20 protein-coding genes and 2 tRNA genes are annotated in these 17,633 nt (G+C 29.1%); 10 read left to right on the top strand and 12 right to left on the bottom strand.

Features of this window, described 5'->3' with window-relative positions:
• Positions 1 to 52 precede the first annotated feature (52 nt).
• The 5 genes from smpB to FDT66_RS04760 all read left to right on the top strand — a co-directional run bounded on the left by smpB (position 53) and on the right by FDT66_RS04760 (position 3,731).
• Entirely contained in the window at positions 53 to 517 is a 465-nt protein-coding gene (smpB, locus tag FDT66_RS04740) for an SsrA-binding protein SmpB (RefSeq protein WP_138535010.1), read from the top strand.
• 51 nt (positions 518 to 568) lie between these two features.
• Positions 569 to 1,426, top strand: coding sequence for a geranylgeranylglycerol-phosphate geranylgeranyltransferase (locus FDT66_RS04745; RefSeq protein WP_171032314.1), 858 nt, complete (start codon positions 569 to 571; stop codon positions 1,424 to 1,426).
• Positions 1,427 to 2,005 (top strand): Maf family nucleotide pyrophosphatase, encoded by a 579-nt coding sequence (locus tag FDT66_RS04750; protein WP_138535012.1) that lies wholly within the window; start codon positions 1,427 to 1,429, stop codon positions 2,003 to 2,005. It begins immediately after the preceding gene.
• A gap of 124 nt (positions 2,006 to 2,129) precedes the next feature.
• Positions 2,130 to 3,083 carry a transketolase family protein gene (locus tag FDT66_RS04755; RefSeq protein ID WP_138535013.1) on the top strand — a complete coding sequence of 318 codons (954 nt, stop codon included), beginning with the start codon at positions 2,130 to 2,132 and terminating at the stop codon, positions 3,081 to 3,083.
• A 45-nt stretch (positions 3,084 to 3,128) separates the two neighbouring features.
• A complete protein-coding gene (locus tag FDT66_RS04760; protein ID WP_138535014.1) occupies positions 3,129 to 3,731 on the top strand; it encodes a porin family protein in 603 nt (200 codons plus the stop codon).
• Positions 3,732 to 3,806: 75 nt separating this feature from the next.
• On the opposite strand, the gene FDT66_RS04765 is transcribed toward FDT66_RS04760, so the two are convergent.
• A complete protein-coding gene (locus FDT66_RS04765) occupies positions 3,807 to 4,619 on the bottom strand; it encodes an FKBP-type peptidyl-prolyl cis-trans isomerase (RefSeq protein ID WP_138535015.1) in 813 nt (270 codons plus the stop codon).
• Between the two features lie 80 nt (positions 4,620 to 4,699).
• On the opposite strand from FDT66_RS04765, the gene FDT66_RS04770 reads away from it, so the two are divergent.
• Together FDT66_RS04770 and FDT66_RS04775 are read left to right on the top strand one after the other, a co-directional pair.
• The gene (locus FDT66_RS04770) at positions 4,700 to 5,080 is read left to right on the top strand and encodes an RNA-binding S4 domain-containing protein (RefSeq protein WP_138535016.1); all 381 of its coding nucleotides are present in this window, start codon (positions 4,700 to 4,702) and stop codon (positions 5,078 to 5,080) included.
• A gap of 1 nt (position 5,081) precedes the next feature.
• Positions 5,082 to 5,582 (top strand): phosphoribosyltransferase domain-containing protein, encoded by a 501-nt coding sequence (locus FDT66_RS04775; protein ID WP_138535017.1) that lies wholly within the window; start codon positions 5,082 to 5,084, stop codon positions 5,580 to 5,582.
• On the opposite strand, the gene FDT66_RS04780 is transcribed toward FDT66_RS04775, so the two are convergent.
• Complete coding sequence (locus FDT66_RS04780) at positions 5,574 to 6,089, bottom strand: shikimate kinase (protein WP_138535018.1); 516 nt, start codon at positions 6,087 to 6,089, stop codon at positions 5,574 to 5,576. The two genes, FDT66_RS04775 and FDT66_RS04780, sit on opposite strands and share 9 nt — an antisense overlap.
• Before the next feature lie 96 nt (positions 6,090 to 6,185).
• On the opposite strand from FDT66_RS04780, the gene FDT66_RS04785 reads away from it, so the two are divergent.
• The 3 genes from FDT66_RS04785 to FDT66_RS04795 all read left to right on the top strand — a co-directional run bounded on the left by FDT66_RS04785 (position 6,186) and on the right by FDT66_RS04795 (position 7,264).
• Positions 6,186 to 6,258: transfer RNA gene (locus FDT66_RS04785), tRNA-Lys, on the top strand.
• A 45-nt stretch (positions 6,259 to 6,303) separates the two neighbouring features.
• Positions 6,304 to 6,387, top strand: a tRNA-Leu gene (locus FDT66_RS04790).
• Between the two features lie 73 nt (positions 6,388 to 6,460).
• The gene (locus FDT66_RS04795; RefSeq protein ID WP_138535019.1) at positions 6,461 to 7,264 is read left to right on the top strand and encodes a carboxypeptidase-like regulatory domain-containing protein; all 804 of its coding nucleotides are present in this window, start codon (positions 6,461 to 6,463) and stop codon (positions 7,262 to 7,264) included.
• A 108-nt stretch (positions 7,265 to 7,372) separates the two neighbouring features.
• Here FDT66_RS04795 and FDT66_RS14205 read toward each other — a convergent pair whose 3' ends face one another.
• From FDT66_RS14205 to lpxD, 10 genes are all read right to left on the bottom strand, one after another.
• The gene (locus FDT66_RS14205) at positions 7,373 to 7,501 is read right to left on the bottom strand and encodes a hypothetical protein (RefSeq protein ID WP_262709554.1); all 129 of its coding nucleotides are present in this window, start codon (positions 7,499 to 7,501) and stop codon (positions 7,373 to 7,375) included.
• 164 nt (positions 7,502 to 7,665) lie between these two features.
• The gene (locus FDT66_RS04800; protein WP_138535020.1) at positions 7,666 to 8,496 is read right to left on the bottom strand and encodes a prohibitin family protein; all 831 of its coding nucleotides are present in this window, start codon (positions 8,494 to 8,496) and stop codon (positions 7,666 to 7,668) included.
• Positions 8,497 to 8,682: 186 nt separating this feature from the next.
• Positions 8,683 to 10,710: a VWA domain-containing protein gene (locus tag FDT66_RS04805; RefSeq protein ID WP_246034764.1), complete on the bottom strand. Its 2,028-nt coding sequence runs from the start codon at positions 10,708 to 10,710 to the stop codon at positions 8,683 to 8,685.
• 132 nt (positions 10,711 to 10,842) lie between these two features.
• The gene (fabG, locus tag FDT66_RS04810; RefSeq protein ID WP_138535021.1) at positions 10,843 to 11,589 is read right to left on the bottom strand and encodes a 3-oxoacyl-[acyl-carrier-protein] reductase; all 747 of its coding nucleotides are present in this window, start codon (positions 11,587 to 11,589) and stop codon (positions 10,843 to 10,845) included.
• A 107-nt stretch (positions 11,590 to 11,696) separates the two neighbouring features.
• Positions 11,697 to 12,569, bottom strand: coding sequence for a succinate--CoA ligase subunit alpha (gene sucD, locus FDT66_RS04815; RefSeq protein ID WP_138535022.1), 873 nt, complete (start codon positions 12,567 to 12,569; stop codon positions 11,697 to 11,699).
• A 159-nt stretch (positions 12,570 to 12,728) separates the two neighbouring features.
• Positions 12,729 to 13,658: a UDP-3-O-(3-hydroxymyristoyl)glucosamine N-acyltransferase gene (locus FDT66_RS04820; RefSeq protein WP_138535023.1), complete on the bottom strand. Its 930-nt coding sequence runs from the start codon at positions 13,656 to 13,658 to the stop codon at positions 12,729 to 12,731.
• A gap of 91 nt (positions 13,659 to 13,749) precedes the next feature.
• Positions 13,750 to 14,316: an elongation factor P gene (efp, locus tag FDT66_RS04825; protein WP_138535024.1), complete on the bottom strand. Its 567-nt coding sequence runs from the start codon at positions 14,314 to 14,316 to the stop codon at positions 13,750 to 13,752.
• A gap of 60 nt (positions 14,317 to 14,376) precedes the next feature.
• Positions 14,377 to 15,162, bottom strand: a complete 786-nt coding sequence (gene lpxA / locus FDT66_RS04830) for an acyl-ACP--UDP-N-acetylglucosamine O-acyltransferase (RefSeq protein ID WP_138535025.1) — start codon at positions 15,160 to 15,162, stop codon at positions 14,377 to 14,379.
• Between the two features lie 2 nt (positions 15,163 to 15,164).
• The gene (locus FDT66_RS04835; RefSeq protein WP_138535026.1) at positions 15,165 to 16,556 is read right to left on the bottom strand and encodes a bifunctional UDP-3-O-[3-hydroxymyristoyl] N-acetylglucosamine deacetylase/3-hydroxyacyl-ACP dehydratase; all 1,392 of its coding nucleotides are present in this window, start codon (positions 16,554 to 16,556) and stop codon (positions 15,165 to 15,167) included.
• Entirely contained in the window at positions 16,556 to 17,593 is a 1,038-nt protein-coding gene (gene lpxD, locus FDT66_RS04840; RefSeq protein WP_138535027.1) for a UDP-3-O-(3-hydroxymyristoyl)glucosamine N-acyltransferase, read from the bottom strand. Before lpxD ends, FDT66_RS04835 begins: the two co-directional genes overlap by 1 nt.
• Positions 17,594 to 17,633: the final 40 nt, after the last annotated feature.

The raw sequence follows: 17,633 nt of genomic DNA on the forward strand, positions 1-17,633 counted from the left end.
CTTTCTCGAATTGAAAAATGTATCTTTGTTAAAAATAAAAAATGATTTTTTGATGGTTCAGAAAAACATCAACATAAAAAATAAAAAAGCGCGTTTCGAATATGAAATTCTAGACAAATATATTGCTGGAATTCAATTGACGGGAACAGAAATAAAATCGATAAGACAAAGTCAAGCAAGAATTACGGAAAGCTTTTGTGAGTTTAATGATCGTGGAGAATTGTTTATAGTAAATATGTATATTCAAGAATATATGTTTGGGCATCATTTTAACCACAAACCAAAAAGTGAACGTAGACTGCTTATGCACAAACGTGAATTACGTAATTTAAAAAAAGATGTAGAAGCAAAAGGAAACACAATTGTGCCTTTACGTTTGTTTATAAATGATAGGGGTTTAGCTAAGTTAGAAATTGCTTTGGCAAAAGGAAAACAAACCCATGACAAAAGAAATGTGATTAAAGATCGTGACTCAAAACGTAATTTAGCTCGAATTAAAAAAAGTTTTAATTCATAATTTTTTTTGATGATTGCTTTTTTAAAACTTATTCGTTACAAAAACCTTTTCATGGTTTTGCTAACAATGGTTTTAACAAAATATGCATTGATTGATTCAATTGTAAAACCAAAATACTTAACAAATTATCAATTTATAATTTTAGCGTTAAGTGTACTTTTTATTTCTGCTGGTGGTTATATTTTAAACGATATTTTTGATGTTGAAACTGATAAAGTTAATAAACCTAAAAAACTTTTTATAGATAATACAATTTCCAAAAAAAATGCTTGGAAAAGCTACTTTACACTTACTTTCATAGGTTTTATTCTAGGTTTCATTTTATCTATAAATAGAAATTCAAGTTTTGGTATTTTTATTTTTGCTTTTTCTATTTTAGGTCTTTATTTATACTCTTACATTTTAAAAAAAAGAGTTCTTATTGGTAATTTATTAGTGTCTATTTTATGTGGTTTAACAATTGTGCTTGTGTACAGTTTTCAAACAAATTATACAACTAGAGGAGTTTCTTCAGGAATTTTAGTTTATTACTTAATAATATCATATTCAATATTCGCATTTCTTACAACATTTATAAGAGAAATTATAAAAGATATTGAAGATGTAGATGGCGATTTAAAAATAAAAGCAAAAACATTACCAATTGTTTTTGGGCGAAAAAGAGCTGCAAGAGTAGCCTTTTTTTGTAGCTGTATTTTGGTAGTTTTTTTAATTATAATTTTACAATATGTAAAAAATAAACTTTTGTTTTTAAGTTATGGAGTTATTTTAATTCTATTACCACTACTCTATTTTATGTACTTATTAATAAAAGCCGAAAAGAAAAAAGACTTTTCTAAACTAAGTAATTTAATGAAAGTTATTATGTTATTTGGTATATTATCCATGTTATTATTTACCGTTTTATAAATGTTAAGAGAAAAATTAAAAAACTACAATGTAATTTTAGCTTCAAAATCACCAAGAAGACAACAGTTTTTCAAAGACTTAGATATCGATTTTACCATTCAATTAAAAGAAGTTGAAGAAATTTATCCGAAAAAACTAAAAGGAAAAGAAATTACTGAGTTTTTGGCAGATTTGAAAGCAAAACAATTTGAAAACTTATCAGAAAATGACGTTTTAATTACATCAGATACTATTGTTTGGTTAAATAACAAAGCCTTAGGGAAACCTAAAAATGAAACTGAGGCTTTTGATATGTTGCGCAGTTTATCTAACAAAAAGCACGATGTAATTACATCTATTAGTATTAAAAGTAAAAATTATCAAAAAATAATTACAGATATTACAACTGTTTCTTTTAAAGAATTAACAGATGAAGAAATAAATTATTACATTCAAAACTACAAACCTTTTGATAAAGCTGGTGCTTACGGCATACAAGAATGGATTGGTTTTATTGCTATTAATGGCATAGAAGGAAGTTATTTTAATGTGGTAGGCTTGCCAGTTCATAAACTTTACAAGGCTTTAATGGAGTTGTAAAAGTAAACTTCCTCACAATCTGTTAAAAAGTCTTTTTTCTATTCTCGCTTTTCTTTTCTTTAAAGTAAAATAAAAGTTTATTTTTACGCAAAATTATACAACACAACATTTTTACAATTTTATAATGAAAAAATACACGTATACAGAAAAAAAAGATACACGTTCTGGTTTTGGAGATGGTTTAACAGAGTTAGGTAGAACAAACCCAAACGTAGTTGCTTTATGTGCAGATTTAATTGGTTCTTTAAAAATGGATCAATTTATTAAAGAAAACCCTGAAAGATTTTTTCAAGTTGGTATCGCAGAAGCAAATATGATTGGTATAGCTGCTGGTTTAACTGTTGGAGGAAAAATACCTTTTACAGGAACATTTGCCAACTTTTCTACAGGAAGAGTGTACGACCAAATTAGACAGTCTGTTGCATATTCAGGAAAAAATGTAAAAATTTGTGCATCTCACGCAGGTGTAACTCTAGGTGAAGATGGTGCAACTCACCAAATTTTAGAAGACATTGGTTTAATGAAAATGTTACCTGAAATGACAGTGATAAACCCTTGTGATTACAATCAAACAAAAGCAGCAACTATAGCTATTGCAGATCATGATGGACCTGTTTACTTGCGTTTTGGTCGTCCAAAAGTACCAGTTTTTATGCCAGAAGATGCAAAATTTGAAATTGGAAAAGGAATTCAATTAACAGAAGGTACAGATGTAACTATTGTTGCAACAGGACATTTAGTATGGGAATCTTTACAAGCTGCAGAACAATTAGAAGCTGAAGGAATTTCTGCAGAAGTAATAAACATTCATACAATAAAACCTTTAGATGAAGAAATTATCTTAAAATCTGTAGCAAAAACAGGTTGTATTGTTACTGCTGAAGAACATAACATCATAGGTGGTTTAGGTGAAAGTGTTGCAAGAACATTGTCTTTAAATGCACCAACAGTTCAAGAATTTGTTGGTACTAATGATACTTTTGGTGAATCTGGAACTCCAGATCAATTAATGGCAAAATACGGTTTAGATGCTGCTGCTGTTGTAAAAGCTGTTAAAAAAGTAATTTCTAGAAAATAAATTCGTTTAAAAATAGTAATACAAATAAATTTAAAAATTAAAAACATGAAAAAAGTAATCTTAGTAATGTGTTTGGCTTTTGCATTTAGTCAAACCTCTAACGCCCAAATTAATTTTGGTTTAAAAGGTGGTATTAACTACAATAATGCAGGAAAAGACTCTTTTAAAAATGCTACAAACGACATCGCAGATGGAGCAAGTGCAAAAACAGGTTTTCACGCTGGTTTATGGTTTAGAGGAAAAATACCTATTTTAGGTTTATATTTAAGACCTGAACTTGTTTATACTCAGGTAAAAACAGAATTTGAAGAGCAAAATAACTCAAATGATTATTCATTTAAAAAATTAGATGTACCTGTTTTATTAGGTAAAAAATTCTTAGGATTTGCAAATGCATTTATTGGACCTTCATTTCAATATATTATAGATGATAACATTAGTTTCAACAACTTATCTTCTGATGAATTTGATAAATTTTCTGTTGGATTACAAATGGGATTTGGTGTTGAGTTTGGTAAGTTAGGTCTTGACGTTCGTTGGGAAAGAGGTTTATCTGATAACGAAGCTAAGTTTGCATCAAACAATGGAAACTTTACTGTTGATAATAGAACAAACCAAATAATATTTGGAGTTTCTTTACAACTATAAAACAGTTTAATTACTTAAAAAAAAGACTCTTGATTGTTTTCAAGAGTCTTTTTTTATTACGATAAACTTAAGTTTTTACTTTATGTTTGGGTTTAAATAATCTGGTAAACCAGGATTATTAGGGTCACTAAAGTCATTTGTTGGATCTCCATCACCATCAGCATCTTCTTGTATAGATGGTGTTCCATCATTATCATGATCTGTATCTGGAACAATATCTAATAACTCTACATAAAAAATCAAATTAGTATTTACTAAAGGACTATTAAAATTGTTTGGATTGCTAGAAGGATACCCCAAACCTGAAGGAATAAATAAAACTCCTTTCCCTCCATTTAAATATGTAATTGGTCCATTAAAAGTACCTCCATTCGGACCTTTTTTTAATTCACCACCTTTAAATTCTGGAAAACTGTTTGTCCAACCTTCAATTACTCCTGCAAGAGTAAACCAAATTCCTGATTCATTTTTATCAAAATCTGTAGATGAAATTTCTGTATTTCTTAACGCAAAACCTGAATATTTCACCAAAACAGAATCTACAATTGTTGGAAATCCTTTGTCAGGATCTGCCCCAGAGTCACCTTGAGATGCCACATACGCATATAACGTATGTTCTATATCATTAGATATTACCTTTATTGTTTTTAATTTATCTTGATCATCAAATAAAGATGTTTGACCTGCAATTAAAGTTTTTACAGAGTCTACACTATAATCGTAATAATTATTTTTTAAAAATTTAACAATGGAATCATTATCAGACATTGCCAAATCTTCATAATTAATATCTGCAAACGGATTTGTAAAACCTCTATCATCATCACAAGAAAGCAATACAACTACCGTTAATATTAAAAGCGCAAAAATATTTTTTATTTTATTCATTTTAACCTTAAAATTTAAGCCTGCAATTTACCATTTTTATACCTTTGTAAAAAGACAAACAGTATATTTTAACTTTTTTTATGAGAATTGATAAATATTTGTGGTGTATTCGTATTTTTAAAACAAGAAGTTTAGCAACTACAGCTTGTAAAAAAGGACATGTAAAGATTGATGGAAACAATTTAAAACCCTCTAAAGAAGTTTTTGGTGGTGAACTATTAGTAATTCGTAAAAACCAAATTAACTATCAAATTAAAGTTTTAAATTTACCTGAAAGTAGAGTTGGCGCAAAATTGGTAGATCAATACAGAAAAGATGTAACTCCGAAAGAAGAGTTTGAAAAAACAGCCCTTTTAAAATTTGCAAAAGATTATTACCGAAAAAAAGGAACTGGAAGGCCTACTAAAAAAGACAGAAGAGATATAGATAATTATCAAGAAGATACAACTGAAGATTTATAATATGACAACAACAAATATTATTTTAAACAATACCCAAATTGAACAAAAAATTAGACGAATTGCATATCAAATTTATGAAAGCAATAGCGCTGAAAAAGAGGTAATTATTGCTGGTATTGTTGGTAATGGTTTTGTTTTAGCAACTAAAATTGTTGACGTCTTAAAAGAAATATCAACTTTAAAAGTAACTATTTGTGAGGTTTTAATTAATAAGAAAAAACCTTTAAGTGCTGTTTCAACTTCTTTAAATGTTGAAGATTATAAAAATAAACCTTTGGTATTGGTAGATGATGTTTTAAACTCTGGAACTACTTTAATTTATGGAATTAAACATTTTTTAGACGTTCCTTTAAAACGTTTTAAAACAGCAGTATTAGTTAATAGAAATCATAAAAAATATCCTGTAAAAGCAGATTTTAAAGGCATTTCTTTATCAACATCTATAAAAGAACATGTTCATGTTGAATTTAAAGACAACAACGCCAAAGCTTATTTAGTGTAATAAAATTCTTAATTCTGTAATAACTTCTTGTAAATCTTTATTATCTGTATTTAATACATAGTTTGCTTGTTGGTAAAAAAAACTTCTTTCGAAAAGGTGTTTTGCAACAAATTCAGCTAACTCTTCATCATCAAAATTTGCTACTAAAGGTCTTTCACTTTTTTCTTTCAACAATCTACTTACCAAAGTTCCAATAGAGGCTTTGATATATATTGATTTTGCTTGAGATGTCAAAATCACATCCATATTATTTGCATAACAAGGAGTTCCTCCACCCAAAGAAAGTACAAAATCTTCTTCAGAATTTAATATTTCTTTTAAATAATTGTTTTCAATACGTCTAAAATATATTTCTCCTTTGTTTTCAAATATTTCTGAAATACTCATTTTTTCTTTCTCAGAAATGTAGTTGTCTAAGTCTATAAAATTCATATACAGCTTTTTAGAAAGCTCTCTACCAATGGTAGATTTTCCTGAAGCCATGTAACCTAAAAGAATTATTTTCATTTTTATTGAATTTCAGCAAATATCGTTAAAAAATATTCAAAATTATGGCAATAATTCCAATGATTGATGTTATATTTGCAACCGATTTAAGAAAAAGACCTGGTAGCTCAGTTGGTAGAGCATCTCCCTTTTAAGGAGAGGGTCCTGGGTTCGAGCCCCAGCCCGGTCACAAAAAAAGTTAAGCTTGCGCTTAGCTTTTTTGTTTTAAAATAATGCGCACGTGGCGAAATTGGTAGACGCGCAGCCTTGAGGGGGCTGTTTTCGCAAGAAAGTGGAAGTTCGAATCTTCTCGTGCGCACTTTATTACATTAAAAAAACTTCTTTCACAAATAATTAACCAAACTATAATAGATTATTATTAATATTGCAACATGCAAAAAACTCTATTTATTTTGTGCTTTGTGTTTAGCTTAAGCATTTTTTCACAAAAAGACTCTTTACAGATTAAAACTTTAAAAGGACAAGTTGTACATGCTGAAAACAACAAAGCCTTAAGTGCTGCGCATATTTTAAATTTGAACTCTGTAAACGGAACCATTACTAACGAAGATGGTTTCTTTGAGCTTCCAACAAGAGTAAACGATACAATTTTAGTATCATTCTTAGGCTTTTCTTCTATTAAATTAAAGGTAACAAATGAGCTATTAAAAGGAAATGAACTTGAAATTGCTTTGTATGAAAAACCTGAAGAAGTTAAAGAAGTAGTTATAAAATCGACCAAATTAATAGGTGTTTTAGAAATTGATGTAAAACAAGTACCTAAAGATCGTTTTACAAGAATTCATATCAATGGCTTGCCACAAACTTATGAAGTTGGTAAACCAAGAGCTAAAAACTTCTCATCTCCTATTGCTGCGTTGTTTCAACCAGTAGATTTTCTGTATAATCTTTTTGGTGATAAACCAAAACAATTAAAGAAACTTCAAAAATTAAAAAAAGAAGACGATTTACGTAAAATGCTTGCAGGTAAATTTGACAGAGAAGTAATGATGGAATATTTGGAAATGGACAGACAAGAGCTTTCGGACTTATTATCTGATTGTAATTACTCTGAATATTTTATTAAAAAGGCATCTGACTTACAACTTATTGAAGCTATTTTAGATTGTTATGAGAACTACAAAGCTTTAAAGAAAGGAAAAATTAAAAGAGATAAAATTCCTGAAAAAAATTAGTTTTAATTTCTTTTAAAAAAATATCTACATCACCTTTATTGTTTAAATTGAAAAAGGCCAGAAACTTTCGCTTCTGACCTTGATCAACTATTAAAAACTAACTAATAACTAAAATACGGTTGTAACATATTTGTAGTTATACTTTCTTCTTGTGTTCCAAGTATATCTCTTAGATTGAACTATTTCTGATGAATTTGTTCTCTTATTTTCTGTTTCTGTGGTTTGTATTGATTTCATGTTATTGATTTTTATTTTCTTACATCTATATGACGAAAACAAAACAAAATCGTTACAGGTTATTTTTTGTTTAACAGAATTTTAGGATTTTTAATTATAAACTTTCTTAAAACTAAAAAATCCAGCAAATGCTGGATTTTTTAGTCTATAATTAAATTTTATTTTTATTGATTTCCTAAAATAATTGGCAATCCATCTTTACCAGAACCAATAACAATTACTTTACTATTTGGTGACTTAGATAACTCTAAAGTTGCATCAATACCTTTTTCTTGTAATATTTTTTCAGTTAAAGATGCACTTAAAATTTTGTTTGCAACAGCTTTACCTTCTGCATCAATTTTTTGTCTTTCTGCTTCTTTTTTAGCTTTTGACAGTCTAAATTCATATTCTAAAGATTCTTGCTCTTGCTTTAATTTTGTTTCAATTGCAATTCTAATTGTACTTGGTAGTTTTACATCTTCAACCAAAACTCTTTTTACGGATAAGTATTGATCTTTTAAAACGTTTTGAACTTCGTCTAATATTTCTTGCTCAATCACGTCTCTTTTAGATGAATACAATTGCTCTGGTGTATAACGTCCAAAAATACTTCTTGCTGCTGCATTAATTGCTGGATCTAATAATTCACGTTCGTAATCTTCTCCTTTTGTTTTAATTAACAATCCTAAATTTGAAAATTCTGGTTCATACCAAATAGTTCCACTTACTTTAACTTCTAAACCGTTTACAGAAAGTACGTTCATTTCATCTGTAATAGATTGTTGTCGTACTTTTCTTACAATCATTCTGTTCCAAGGAGCTACAATATGAAATCCTTCGCCATATGTTTTTTCGGTATTAACTCCATCACCTAATGTTTCAAAAATAACGCCTCCTTCTCCTGGACCAATTGTAACTGTGGACTTAGAAAATAAAATAATTAATAAAACTGCTGCTATAATAAATAATACTCCACCTTTAGGAAAATTAATTTCAGGTTGTCTTGTTGCCATTGTTTTTATATTTAAATTTTATCAAATTTACGATTTAAACTTGTCAAACACAATGTATATACTCACAATATTTAAAAGAGCTTAAAAGCTTTAAATATGAATTAATATGAAATATAAAACAATTACGAATTCTCTAATTTTTATAAATTTTGATTCAGCAAAAGGATGTAACAAATTTATTTTAAATTAAATTTTTCCGTAATATTTTCTAATAAACCATTCTGTAGTTAGTAAGCCAATTATAAAAAACAAAATCCATTTCCAATCAATTAAATTTTCTTCTTTAGCTACAGATTTTTGTGTTGTAAAATATTTTTTGTTTGATAATAAATCTTCTGAAAGAGTTGTCATTTGATTTTTGAAATACAACTTACCTCCTGTTTTATCAGCTAATTTAGCAAGTTTTTGAACATTTGCATTTGTAAATTGCTCTTCAACTTGGTAATTTGTTATTTTAAATTCACCATATTTTGATACGTTTTGCCCCATAACTGTAACCTTATAGCTGTAATCTCCTGATGGCAAACTTTCAATTGTTGTTTGGTATGATTTATTGATTAAAGAAAAAGGAAGCTTTGTCACTTTTTTAGTTTCTTTATTAGTAATTGTAACCTCTAAAGAAGCTCTATCATCAAAAATGTAATTTTTATCAACATAAAAAGCAGAAATATTAATATTTGAATTTGCTGGATATAAATTTTCGACATTTACTTCTAAACGGTTTCTTTTTTTCTTTGATGCTAGATATTGCACAATGTTTCCAATAAATTGATCAAAATCTTGAAAAGAATTGGTACTTATGAAACTCGATGATCGCCATTTCCATACTCCTTCTCCAAATAAAACGGCTGTTTTTTGATTGTTCTGTTCTAAAACAGAAAGTAATGGTTGTTGAATTTGAACTCCATTAATATTTTGTAACAGTAAATCTTGATGATCTTTTGAAAAACTAATTTCACCAAATTTATCTTTTAACGGTGGAAAATCATTGAAACCAATATCTTTTTGGAAAAAAGTTAAGAATGATTCATTATAATTAGCCCCATAATTTTCAGTTTGATTAATCACTTTTTTTGAAAACCCTAACTGTTTTTTATTTAAAAAATTCCAATCTGTATTTACTCCAGACATCACTAAAAAATTAGAATTATTTTCAATAACTTGATTTAAAATAGCATTAAAGCTATTGTTTGGTTGGTACAACACAATTAATTGATAATCATTAATTTGATTATTAAATTTATCAATATATTGAATATCTACAGAGCGTTGCTTATTACTTTCTATTGCTTTTTTTAACGTACCAATATCTGGGTGTAAAACCGACGTTAAAATGAGTACTTTTGTTTGTTCATTAATTACTTCAATAGAAAAGCTTTTGGAATTATTTTTAGTGTTTTTTTCACCATCAATTTTTTGAATATTTGCAGTGTAATAATTTACACCTTCTTTAATTGACGTTAAATTAGTTGTGATTGTTTTAGAGTTTTCTACTTTAGAAAATGTAATATTTTCAGAAAAAACAGTTTTACCATTACCAAAAATCGAAAATCTACTTTTTACAGTTTCTTCTCCTTCATAATTCAGAATTACTTCTACAGGAAATTTATTTTTGATATAACTAAACTTATTTACGTTTAACTGCGTTATTTTTAAATCTTTGTATTTGGTTGTATCTCCAACAACAACAGGATAAATAGATTGTTTAGAATTTGTATATTCATAATCGTTTCCAATAGTTTGGTTTCCATCGGAAATAATAACTATAGGAGCATTTTTATCTTTATTTAAGTCATTTACAGATGAAATTGCAGCATAAATGTTGGTATCAGTATTATTAAATGAAAGTGAATCTAGAACATTCAATTGACTTCCGAAAGAAAAAGTTTCTACATCAAACTTTGAATTCAATTCTTTGTTATTGGTAATATTACTGAGTAATTCTTTTACAGTTTCATTCTCTTTAAAAAAAGAAACTGATTTAGAGTTATCTACCAAAACTGTTAGTGTTGGTTTTGTATTTACTAAAGTCGTTTTTTCAATTGTAGGATTGATAAATAATAATAGTAGCAAAAAAAAACTCAATGCTTTTAGTACAAAAAGTAAAATAGTAACTTTTCTTCTGTTTTTTGCTTTATAATAATATTGAAAATACGCTACTGATATAGCTAATAATAAGGCAATTATGATGTATAAAAGTGTTGTTGTTTGCAATGATTTTTATTTATATGGAAAGATATAAATAACTATCTTAAAAAAGAAAACCTGTAACAAGAATTTGTTACAGGTTTTAAAAATTTTTAGTTAAAATTCTAAAAGAGATATAGATTTTAAATAACTTGTTTTCTAAGTTAACATTCCTCCGTCTACAGAAAGTGTTTGACCAGTGATGTAAGCGCTCATATCAGATGCTAAAAATACACATGCATTTGCAATATCTATAGGCTGTCCTCCTCTTTTTAAAGGAATTCCATCTCTCCAAGATTGTACAGTTGCTTCATCTAATTTTGCTGTCATTTCGGTTTCAATAAAACCTGGAGCAATTACATTGCTTCTTACGTTTCTAGAACCTAACTCTAAAGCTACAGACTTAGAAAAACCTACAATACCTGCTTTAGACGCAGCATAATTTGCTTGTCCCGCATTTCCTTTTAAACCAACTACAGAACTCATGTTTATAATTGAACCACTTCGTTGTTTCATCATTGGTCTAATTACAGCTTTTGTTAAATTAAAAACTGATTTCAAGTTTACTTCGATAACTTTATCAAAATCTTCTTCAGAAATACGCATTAACAAGTTATCTTTTGTGATACCCGCGTTGTTTACCAAAATATCAATAGTTCCGAATTCTTTTTGAACTTCTTTCGCTAATTCTTGTGCTGCATCAAAATTTGCTGCATTAGATTGATATCCTTTTGCAGAAACTCCGTAAGATTTTAATTCATCCTCTAACTCGTTTGCAGCTTCTACTGAAGAGCTATAGGTAAATGCAACATTTGCACCTTGTTTTGCAAATTCTACTGCAATTCCACGACCTATTCCTCTTGTTGCACCCGTAATAATTGCTGATTTATTTTCTAATAATTTCATATTCTGTTTTTAGTTGATGTTCAAATATAAAAAAGAAATTCCTGAAATATTGGAGTAAACTCAATATAAACAGGAATTTATATATTATGATGTTTTAAAATAGCGTATTATTTTAAAACACTTGCTACCATTTCTCCAATTTTAGCTGGTGAACTCACTACGTGAACTCCATTTTCTGCTAAAATTTTCATTTTTGCTTGTGCTGTATCATCTGCTCCACCAACAATTGCTCCTGCATGCCCCATTGTTCTTCCTGCAGGTGCTGTTTGTCCTGCAATAAAACCAACCACTGGTTTTCTATTTCCATCTGCTTTAATCCATTGCGCTGCTTCTGCCTCTAAATTACCACCAATTTCACCAATCATAACAATAGCTTCAGTTTCTGGGTCATTCATTAACAATTCTACAGCTTCCTTTGTGGTAGTTCCAATAATTGGATCTCCACCAATACCAATTGCTGTTGTAATTCCAAAACCTTGTTTTACAACTTGATCTGCAGCTTCATAAGTTAAAGTTCCTGATTTAGAAACAATACCAACTTTTCCTTTTTTAAAGATAAAACCTGGCATAATACCAACTTTAGCTTCGTCTGGAGTAATAACTCCTGGACAGTTAGGTCCAACCAATCTACAATCTTTATTTGCTATGTATGCTTTTACTTTTACCATATCTGCAGTAGGAATTCCTTCTGTAATACAAATAATTACTTTGATTCCTGCATCAGCAGATTCCATAATTGCATCTGCTGCAAAAGCTGGTGGTACAAAAATAATTGAAGTATCAGCTCCTACTTTATCTACAGATTCTTTTACTGTATTAAAAACTGGTTTTCCTAAATGTTCTTGACCTCCTTTTCCTGGTGTAACACCTCCAACAACATTGGTTCCGTAATCGATCATTTGACCAGCGTGAAAAGTTCCTTCACTACCTGTAAAACCTTGAACAATAATTTTTGAATTCTTATTTACTAAAACACTCATTGGTTTGTTTTTTAGCCCATTTTATTTTAACATTTTTCTAAAAAGTAAATAAAATAGAGTTTGATTTTATTTTATGTTGCAAAAATAGTTTATTGATTGTTTTTAAAAAAGAAAATATACTTTTTCTTATTAGTAGATATCTATAAAAAAAGTTAAATTTTAACTATTTTCTTTTCTGTCTTTTAAAAACCGTTTTATTTCTGCTAATTCCTTTAATTTTTCTCTTGATTCTGAAATTGGTGTTCCAAAATAACTTTTTCCTCCTGCTACAGATTTTGTAACCCCTGTTTGGCCTAAAATAATGGCTCCTTTTCCAATGGTAATTCCACTATTGGTACCAACTTGTCCCCAAATGGTAACTTCATCTTCAATGATTACACACCCTGCAATTCCTGTTTGTGATGCGATTAAGCATTTTTTTCCGATAACAGTATCGTGACCAACATGTACTTGATTGTCTATTTTTGTTCCTTCTCCAATAGTTGTATCTCCTGTAACTCCTTTATCTATAGTACAAGAAGCTCCTAAATCTACATTGTCTTTTAGAACAACTCTTCCTCCAGAAATTAATTTATCAAAACCAGTTGGCCTGTTTTTATAATAAAAAGCGTCTGCTCCTAAAACTGTGTTTGCATGGATTGTTACATTGTTTCCAATTACTGAATTATCATAAATGGTTACATTAGGATGTATTACACAGTTTTTACCAATTGTTACATTGTTTCCTATAAATACGTTTGGTTGAACCACTGTTCCATCTCCAATAATAGCTGTTTCTGAAATACTTACTTTCGAAGCTATAAAAGGATTGAAATGTTTGGTAAGTTTATTAAAATCACGAAATGGATCATCAGAAATTAATAAAGATTTTCCTTCTGGACAGTCTACTTTTTTATTGATTAAAATTGTAGTTGCAGCAGATTCTAGTGCTTTGTCATAATACTTTGGATGATCTACAAAAACAATATCTCCTTTTTCTACAACGTGAATTTCGTTAATTCCAAGAATTTCAAAATTTTTATCACCAACAAAATCAATATTTAAAATTGAAGCTATTTGCTGAAGAGTCTGTGGTTTTTTAAACTTCATTCTTATTTTAGTAGGCAGTATTCAGTTTACAGTATTCAGTTAACGAGTTTGTATAAAAACTGCAAACTGTAGATTGAATATTGCTAACTTTTTACTCTTTAATACGTTCTTGATAAGTACCTTTTGTAGTTTCTACTTTAATTTTATCACCTTCATTTATAAACAAAGGTACATTTACAGTAGCACCAGTTTCAACAGTAGCTGGTTTAGTTGCGTTTGTTGCTGTATTTCCTTTTACACCAGGTTCTGTAGCGGTTACTTCTAAAATTACACTTGAGGGCATTTCTACAGAAAGTGGCATATTGTCTTCAGAATTAATAATAATGGTTACTACTTCACCTTCTTTCATTAATTCTGGCGTATCTAAAGCTGCTTCTAATAAACGAATTTGAGTATAATCTGCCTCATTCATAAAGTGATAGAATTCATCATCATGATATAAAAATTGAAATTTGTGAGTTTCTACACGTACATCATCAATTTTTCTTCCAGCTGGAAATGTATTATCAATCACTTTTCCATTGGTAACACTTTTTAATTTTGTTCTAACAAAAGCAGGTCCTTTTCCTGGTTTAACGTGTAAAAATTCTACAATTTTATATATATCATTATTATATCTTATACATAATCCGTTTCTAATATCTGATGTTGTTGCCATTTTTTAATATTTTATGCCATTAGGTTTTCCCTTTGACTTTTAAATTTTAGTACTTATTTTTTAACTCGCGTTGAAATATCCTTTCATAATTCCTCTGTGAGAATCTTTTATAAATTGAATAATTTCATCTCTTTCTGGAGTTGCTTCCATTTCCGCTTCAATAATATCTATTGCTTGGGTATAATTGTAATTTTTTTGAAACAAAATTCTGTATATATTTTGTATCTCTCTAATTTTTTCGGTTGTGTAGCCACGTCTTCTTAATCCTACTGAATTGATACCAACATAAGATAAAGGTTCTCTTGCAGCTTTAACATAAGGAGGAACATCTTTACGAACTAAAGAACCTCCTGTTACAAAAGCGTGGTTACCAACTGATGCAAATTGATGTACTGCTACCATACCAGCTAAAACAACATTATCACCAATTGTTACGTGACCTGCTAATGTAGAATTATTTGAAAAAATACAGTTTTTTCCAACGAAACAATCGTGTGCAACATGGCAATAAGCCATGATTAAACAATTATCGCCGATAACAGTTTTCATTCTGTCTGAAGTCCCTCTGTTTATAGTTACACATTCACGAATTGTAACATTGTCACCAATTTCTACAGTAGTTTCTTCATCATCAAATTTTAAATCTTGTGGAATTCCTGAAATTACTGCTCCAGGAAAAATTCTACAGTTTTTACCAATTCTAGCACCTTCCATGATGGTTACATTAGAACCTATCCAAGTTCCTGAGCCAATTTCCACATTGTTATGTATTGTTGTAAAAGGCTCTATTACAGCATTTCTAGCTATTTTTGCTTGTGGATGAACGTATGCTAAAGGTTGATTCATAATTATTTCTTTTTGGCTATTTGTGCCATTAATTCTGCTTCTGCAACTAATTTTCCATTCGCGTAAGCATACGCTTGCATATGGCAAATACCCCTTCTTATTGGAGTAATTAATTCTGCTTTAAATATCAAAGTATCTCCAGGTAATACTTTTTGTTTGAATTTTACATTGTCCATTTTCATGAAATATGTTAAATAATTTTCTGGATCTGGAACTGTACTTAACACTAAAATACCACCACATTGTGCCATAGCCTCTACCTGTAAAACACCTGGCATTACTGGAGCTCCTGGAAAATGACCCACAAAGAAATTTTCATTCATGGTTACATTTTTCATTCCAACTACATGTTTATCAGAAAGTTCAATAATTCTATCAACTAATAAAAATGGAGGTCTGTGAGGTAAGATGTCCATTATTTGATGAATATCTAATAATGGTGGTTGATGTAAGTCGTATTGAGGAACGTTATTTCTTTTTTCTGTTTTAATAATTTTTGCTAATTTTTTAGCAAAACTTGTGTTTACTAAGTGTCCTGGTTTGTTTGCAATAACTTTACCTCTAATACGAATACCTGTTAAAGCTAAATCACCAATAACATCTAGTAATTTATGACGAGCAGCCTCATTTGCCCAATGCAATGTTAAGTTGTCTAAAATTCCGTTTGATTTTACAGAAATATCTTCTTTATTAAAAGCTTTCTTTAATTTTTGCATTGTACTGTCAGACAATTCTTTATCTACATATACAATTGCATTGTTTAAATCTCCTCCTTTTATCAAATCGTTTTCTAATAACATTTCAATTTCATGTAGGAAACTAAAAGTTCTAGCGTCTGCAATTTCTTTCTTAAAGTCTGAAATGTTTTCTAAAGTAGCATTTTGTGTTCCTAAAATTTTAGTTCCAAAATCTACCATTGTAGTTACTTGATAAGTATCTGATGGCATTAAAATTATTTCGCTTCCAGTAACTTCATCTTTATAAGAAATGATTTCTTTTACAATATATTCTTCAATATCAGCATCTTGTTCTTCAATTCCTGCTTTTTCTAAAGCTTCAACAAAATATTTTGAAGAACCATCCATAATTGGTGGTTCAGAAGCATCTATTTCTATTAATAAATTATCTATATCTAAACCAACTGCTGCTGCTAAAACATGCTCTGAAGTTTGAATTTGAACTCCATTTTTTTCTAGGTTGGTACCTCTTTGAGTGTTTACAACATACTCTGCTCTTGCCTCAATTGTTGGAGCTCCTTCCAAATCTACTCTACTAAAAGCAAAGCCATGATTAATTGGAGCTGGCTTTAAAATCATATTTACAGTATTACCTGTGTGCAACCCTACACCAGATAAACTTACTTCTTTCTGTATTGTTTTCTGTTTTTTGCTCATTACAATTCTTCTTTTTGAGAATTTAATTCTTTTTCTAAATTATTGAGTTTTGTTACTATTGAAGGTAGTTTTTTAAAGTAAACTGAACTTTTATTATAATCTAAGGCTTTAAATGCTGGTGAACCGTTTAAAATTTCATCATCCTTGATGTTTTTAGAAATTCCTGCTTGTGCTAAAATCTTAACGTTGTTTCCTATTTTAAGATGGCCTGCAATACCAACTTGACCACCAAACATACAATTTTCACCTATTTTTGTAGATCCTGCAATTCCTGTTTGAGATGCAATTACGGTGTTTTTTCCAACTTCTACATTGTGTGCAATCTGTATTTGATTGTCTAATTTAACTCCTTTTCTAATTATTGTTGAACCTAAAGTGGCTCTATCTATAGTAGATGCTGAACCTATATCTACATTGTCTTCAATAATAACATTTCCTATTTGCGGAATCGCTTTGTATTCTCCTTTTTCATTAGGTGCAAAACCAAAACCATCTGCTCCAATAACACAACCTGAATGTATTTTACAATTTGTACCAATAACGGTTTCTGAATAAATTTTTACTCCAGCAAAAATGGTAGTATTATCACCTATAGTTACATTATCTCCAATATAAGAATTTGGATAAATTTTTACATGATCACCTATTTTTACGTTTTCACCTATATATGCAAATGCACCAACATATTCATTTTTACCAATTTTAGCAGTTTCTGAAATAAAATGTGGTTGTTCTCTACCTTGCTTATTATTTTTAACTTCGTTATAAAATTCTAATAATTTAGAAAAAGATTTGTACGCATTTTCAACTTTAATTAAAGTGGTACTAATTTCTTTTTCTGGAATGAAACTTTTATTTACAATTGCCACAGAAGCATTTGTAGTGTATAAATACGAATTGTATTTAGGGTTTGATAAAAAAGTTAAAGAGCCTTTTTTACCTTCTTCAATTTTAGATAAAGTAGATACTTCTTCATTTGGATTTCCCAAAATGTCGCCTTCTAAAATATCTGCTATTTGTTGTGCTGTAAATTTCATTAAACGCAAAAATATAAAAATAATACGGTTTTGTCTAATC

The organism is Polaribacter aestuariivivens (genome assembly GCF_005885675.1).
GTDB lineage: Bacteria > Bacteroidota > Bacteroidia > Flavobacteriales > Flavobacteriaceae > Polaribacter > Polaribacter aestuariivivens.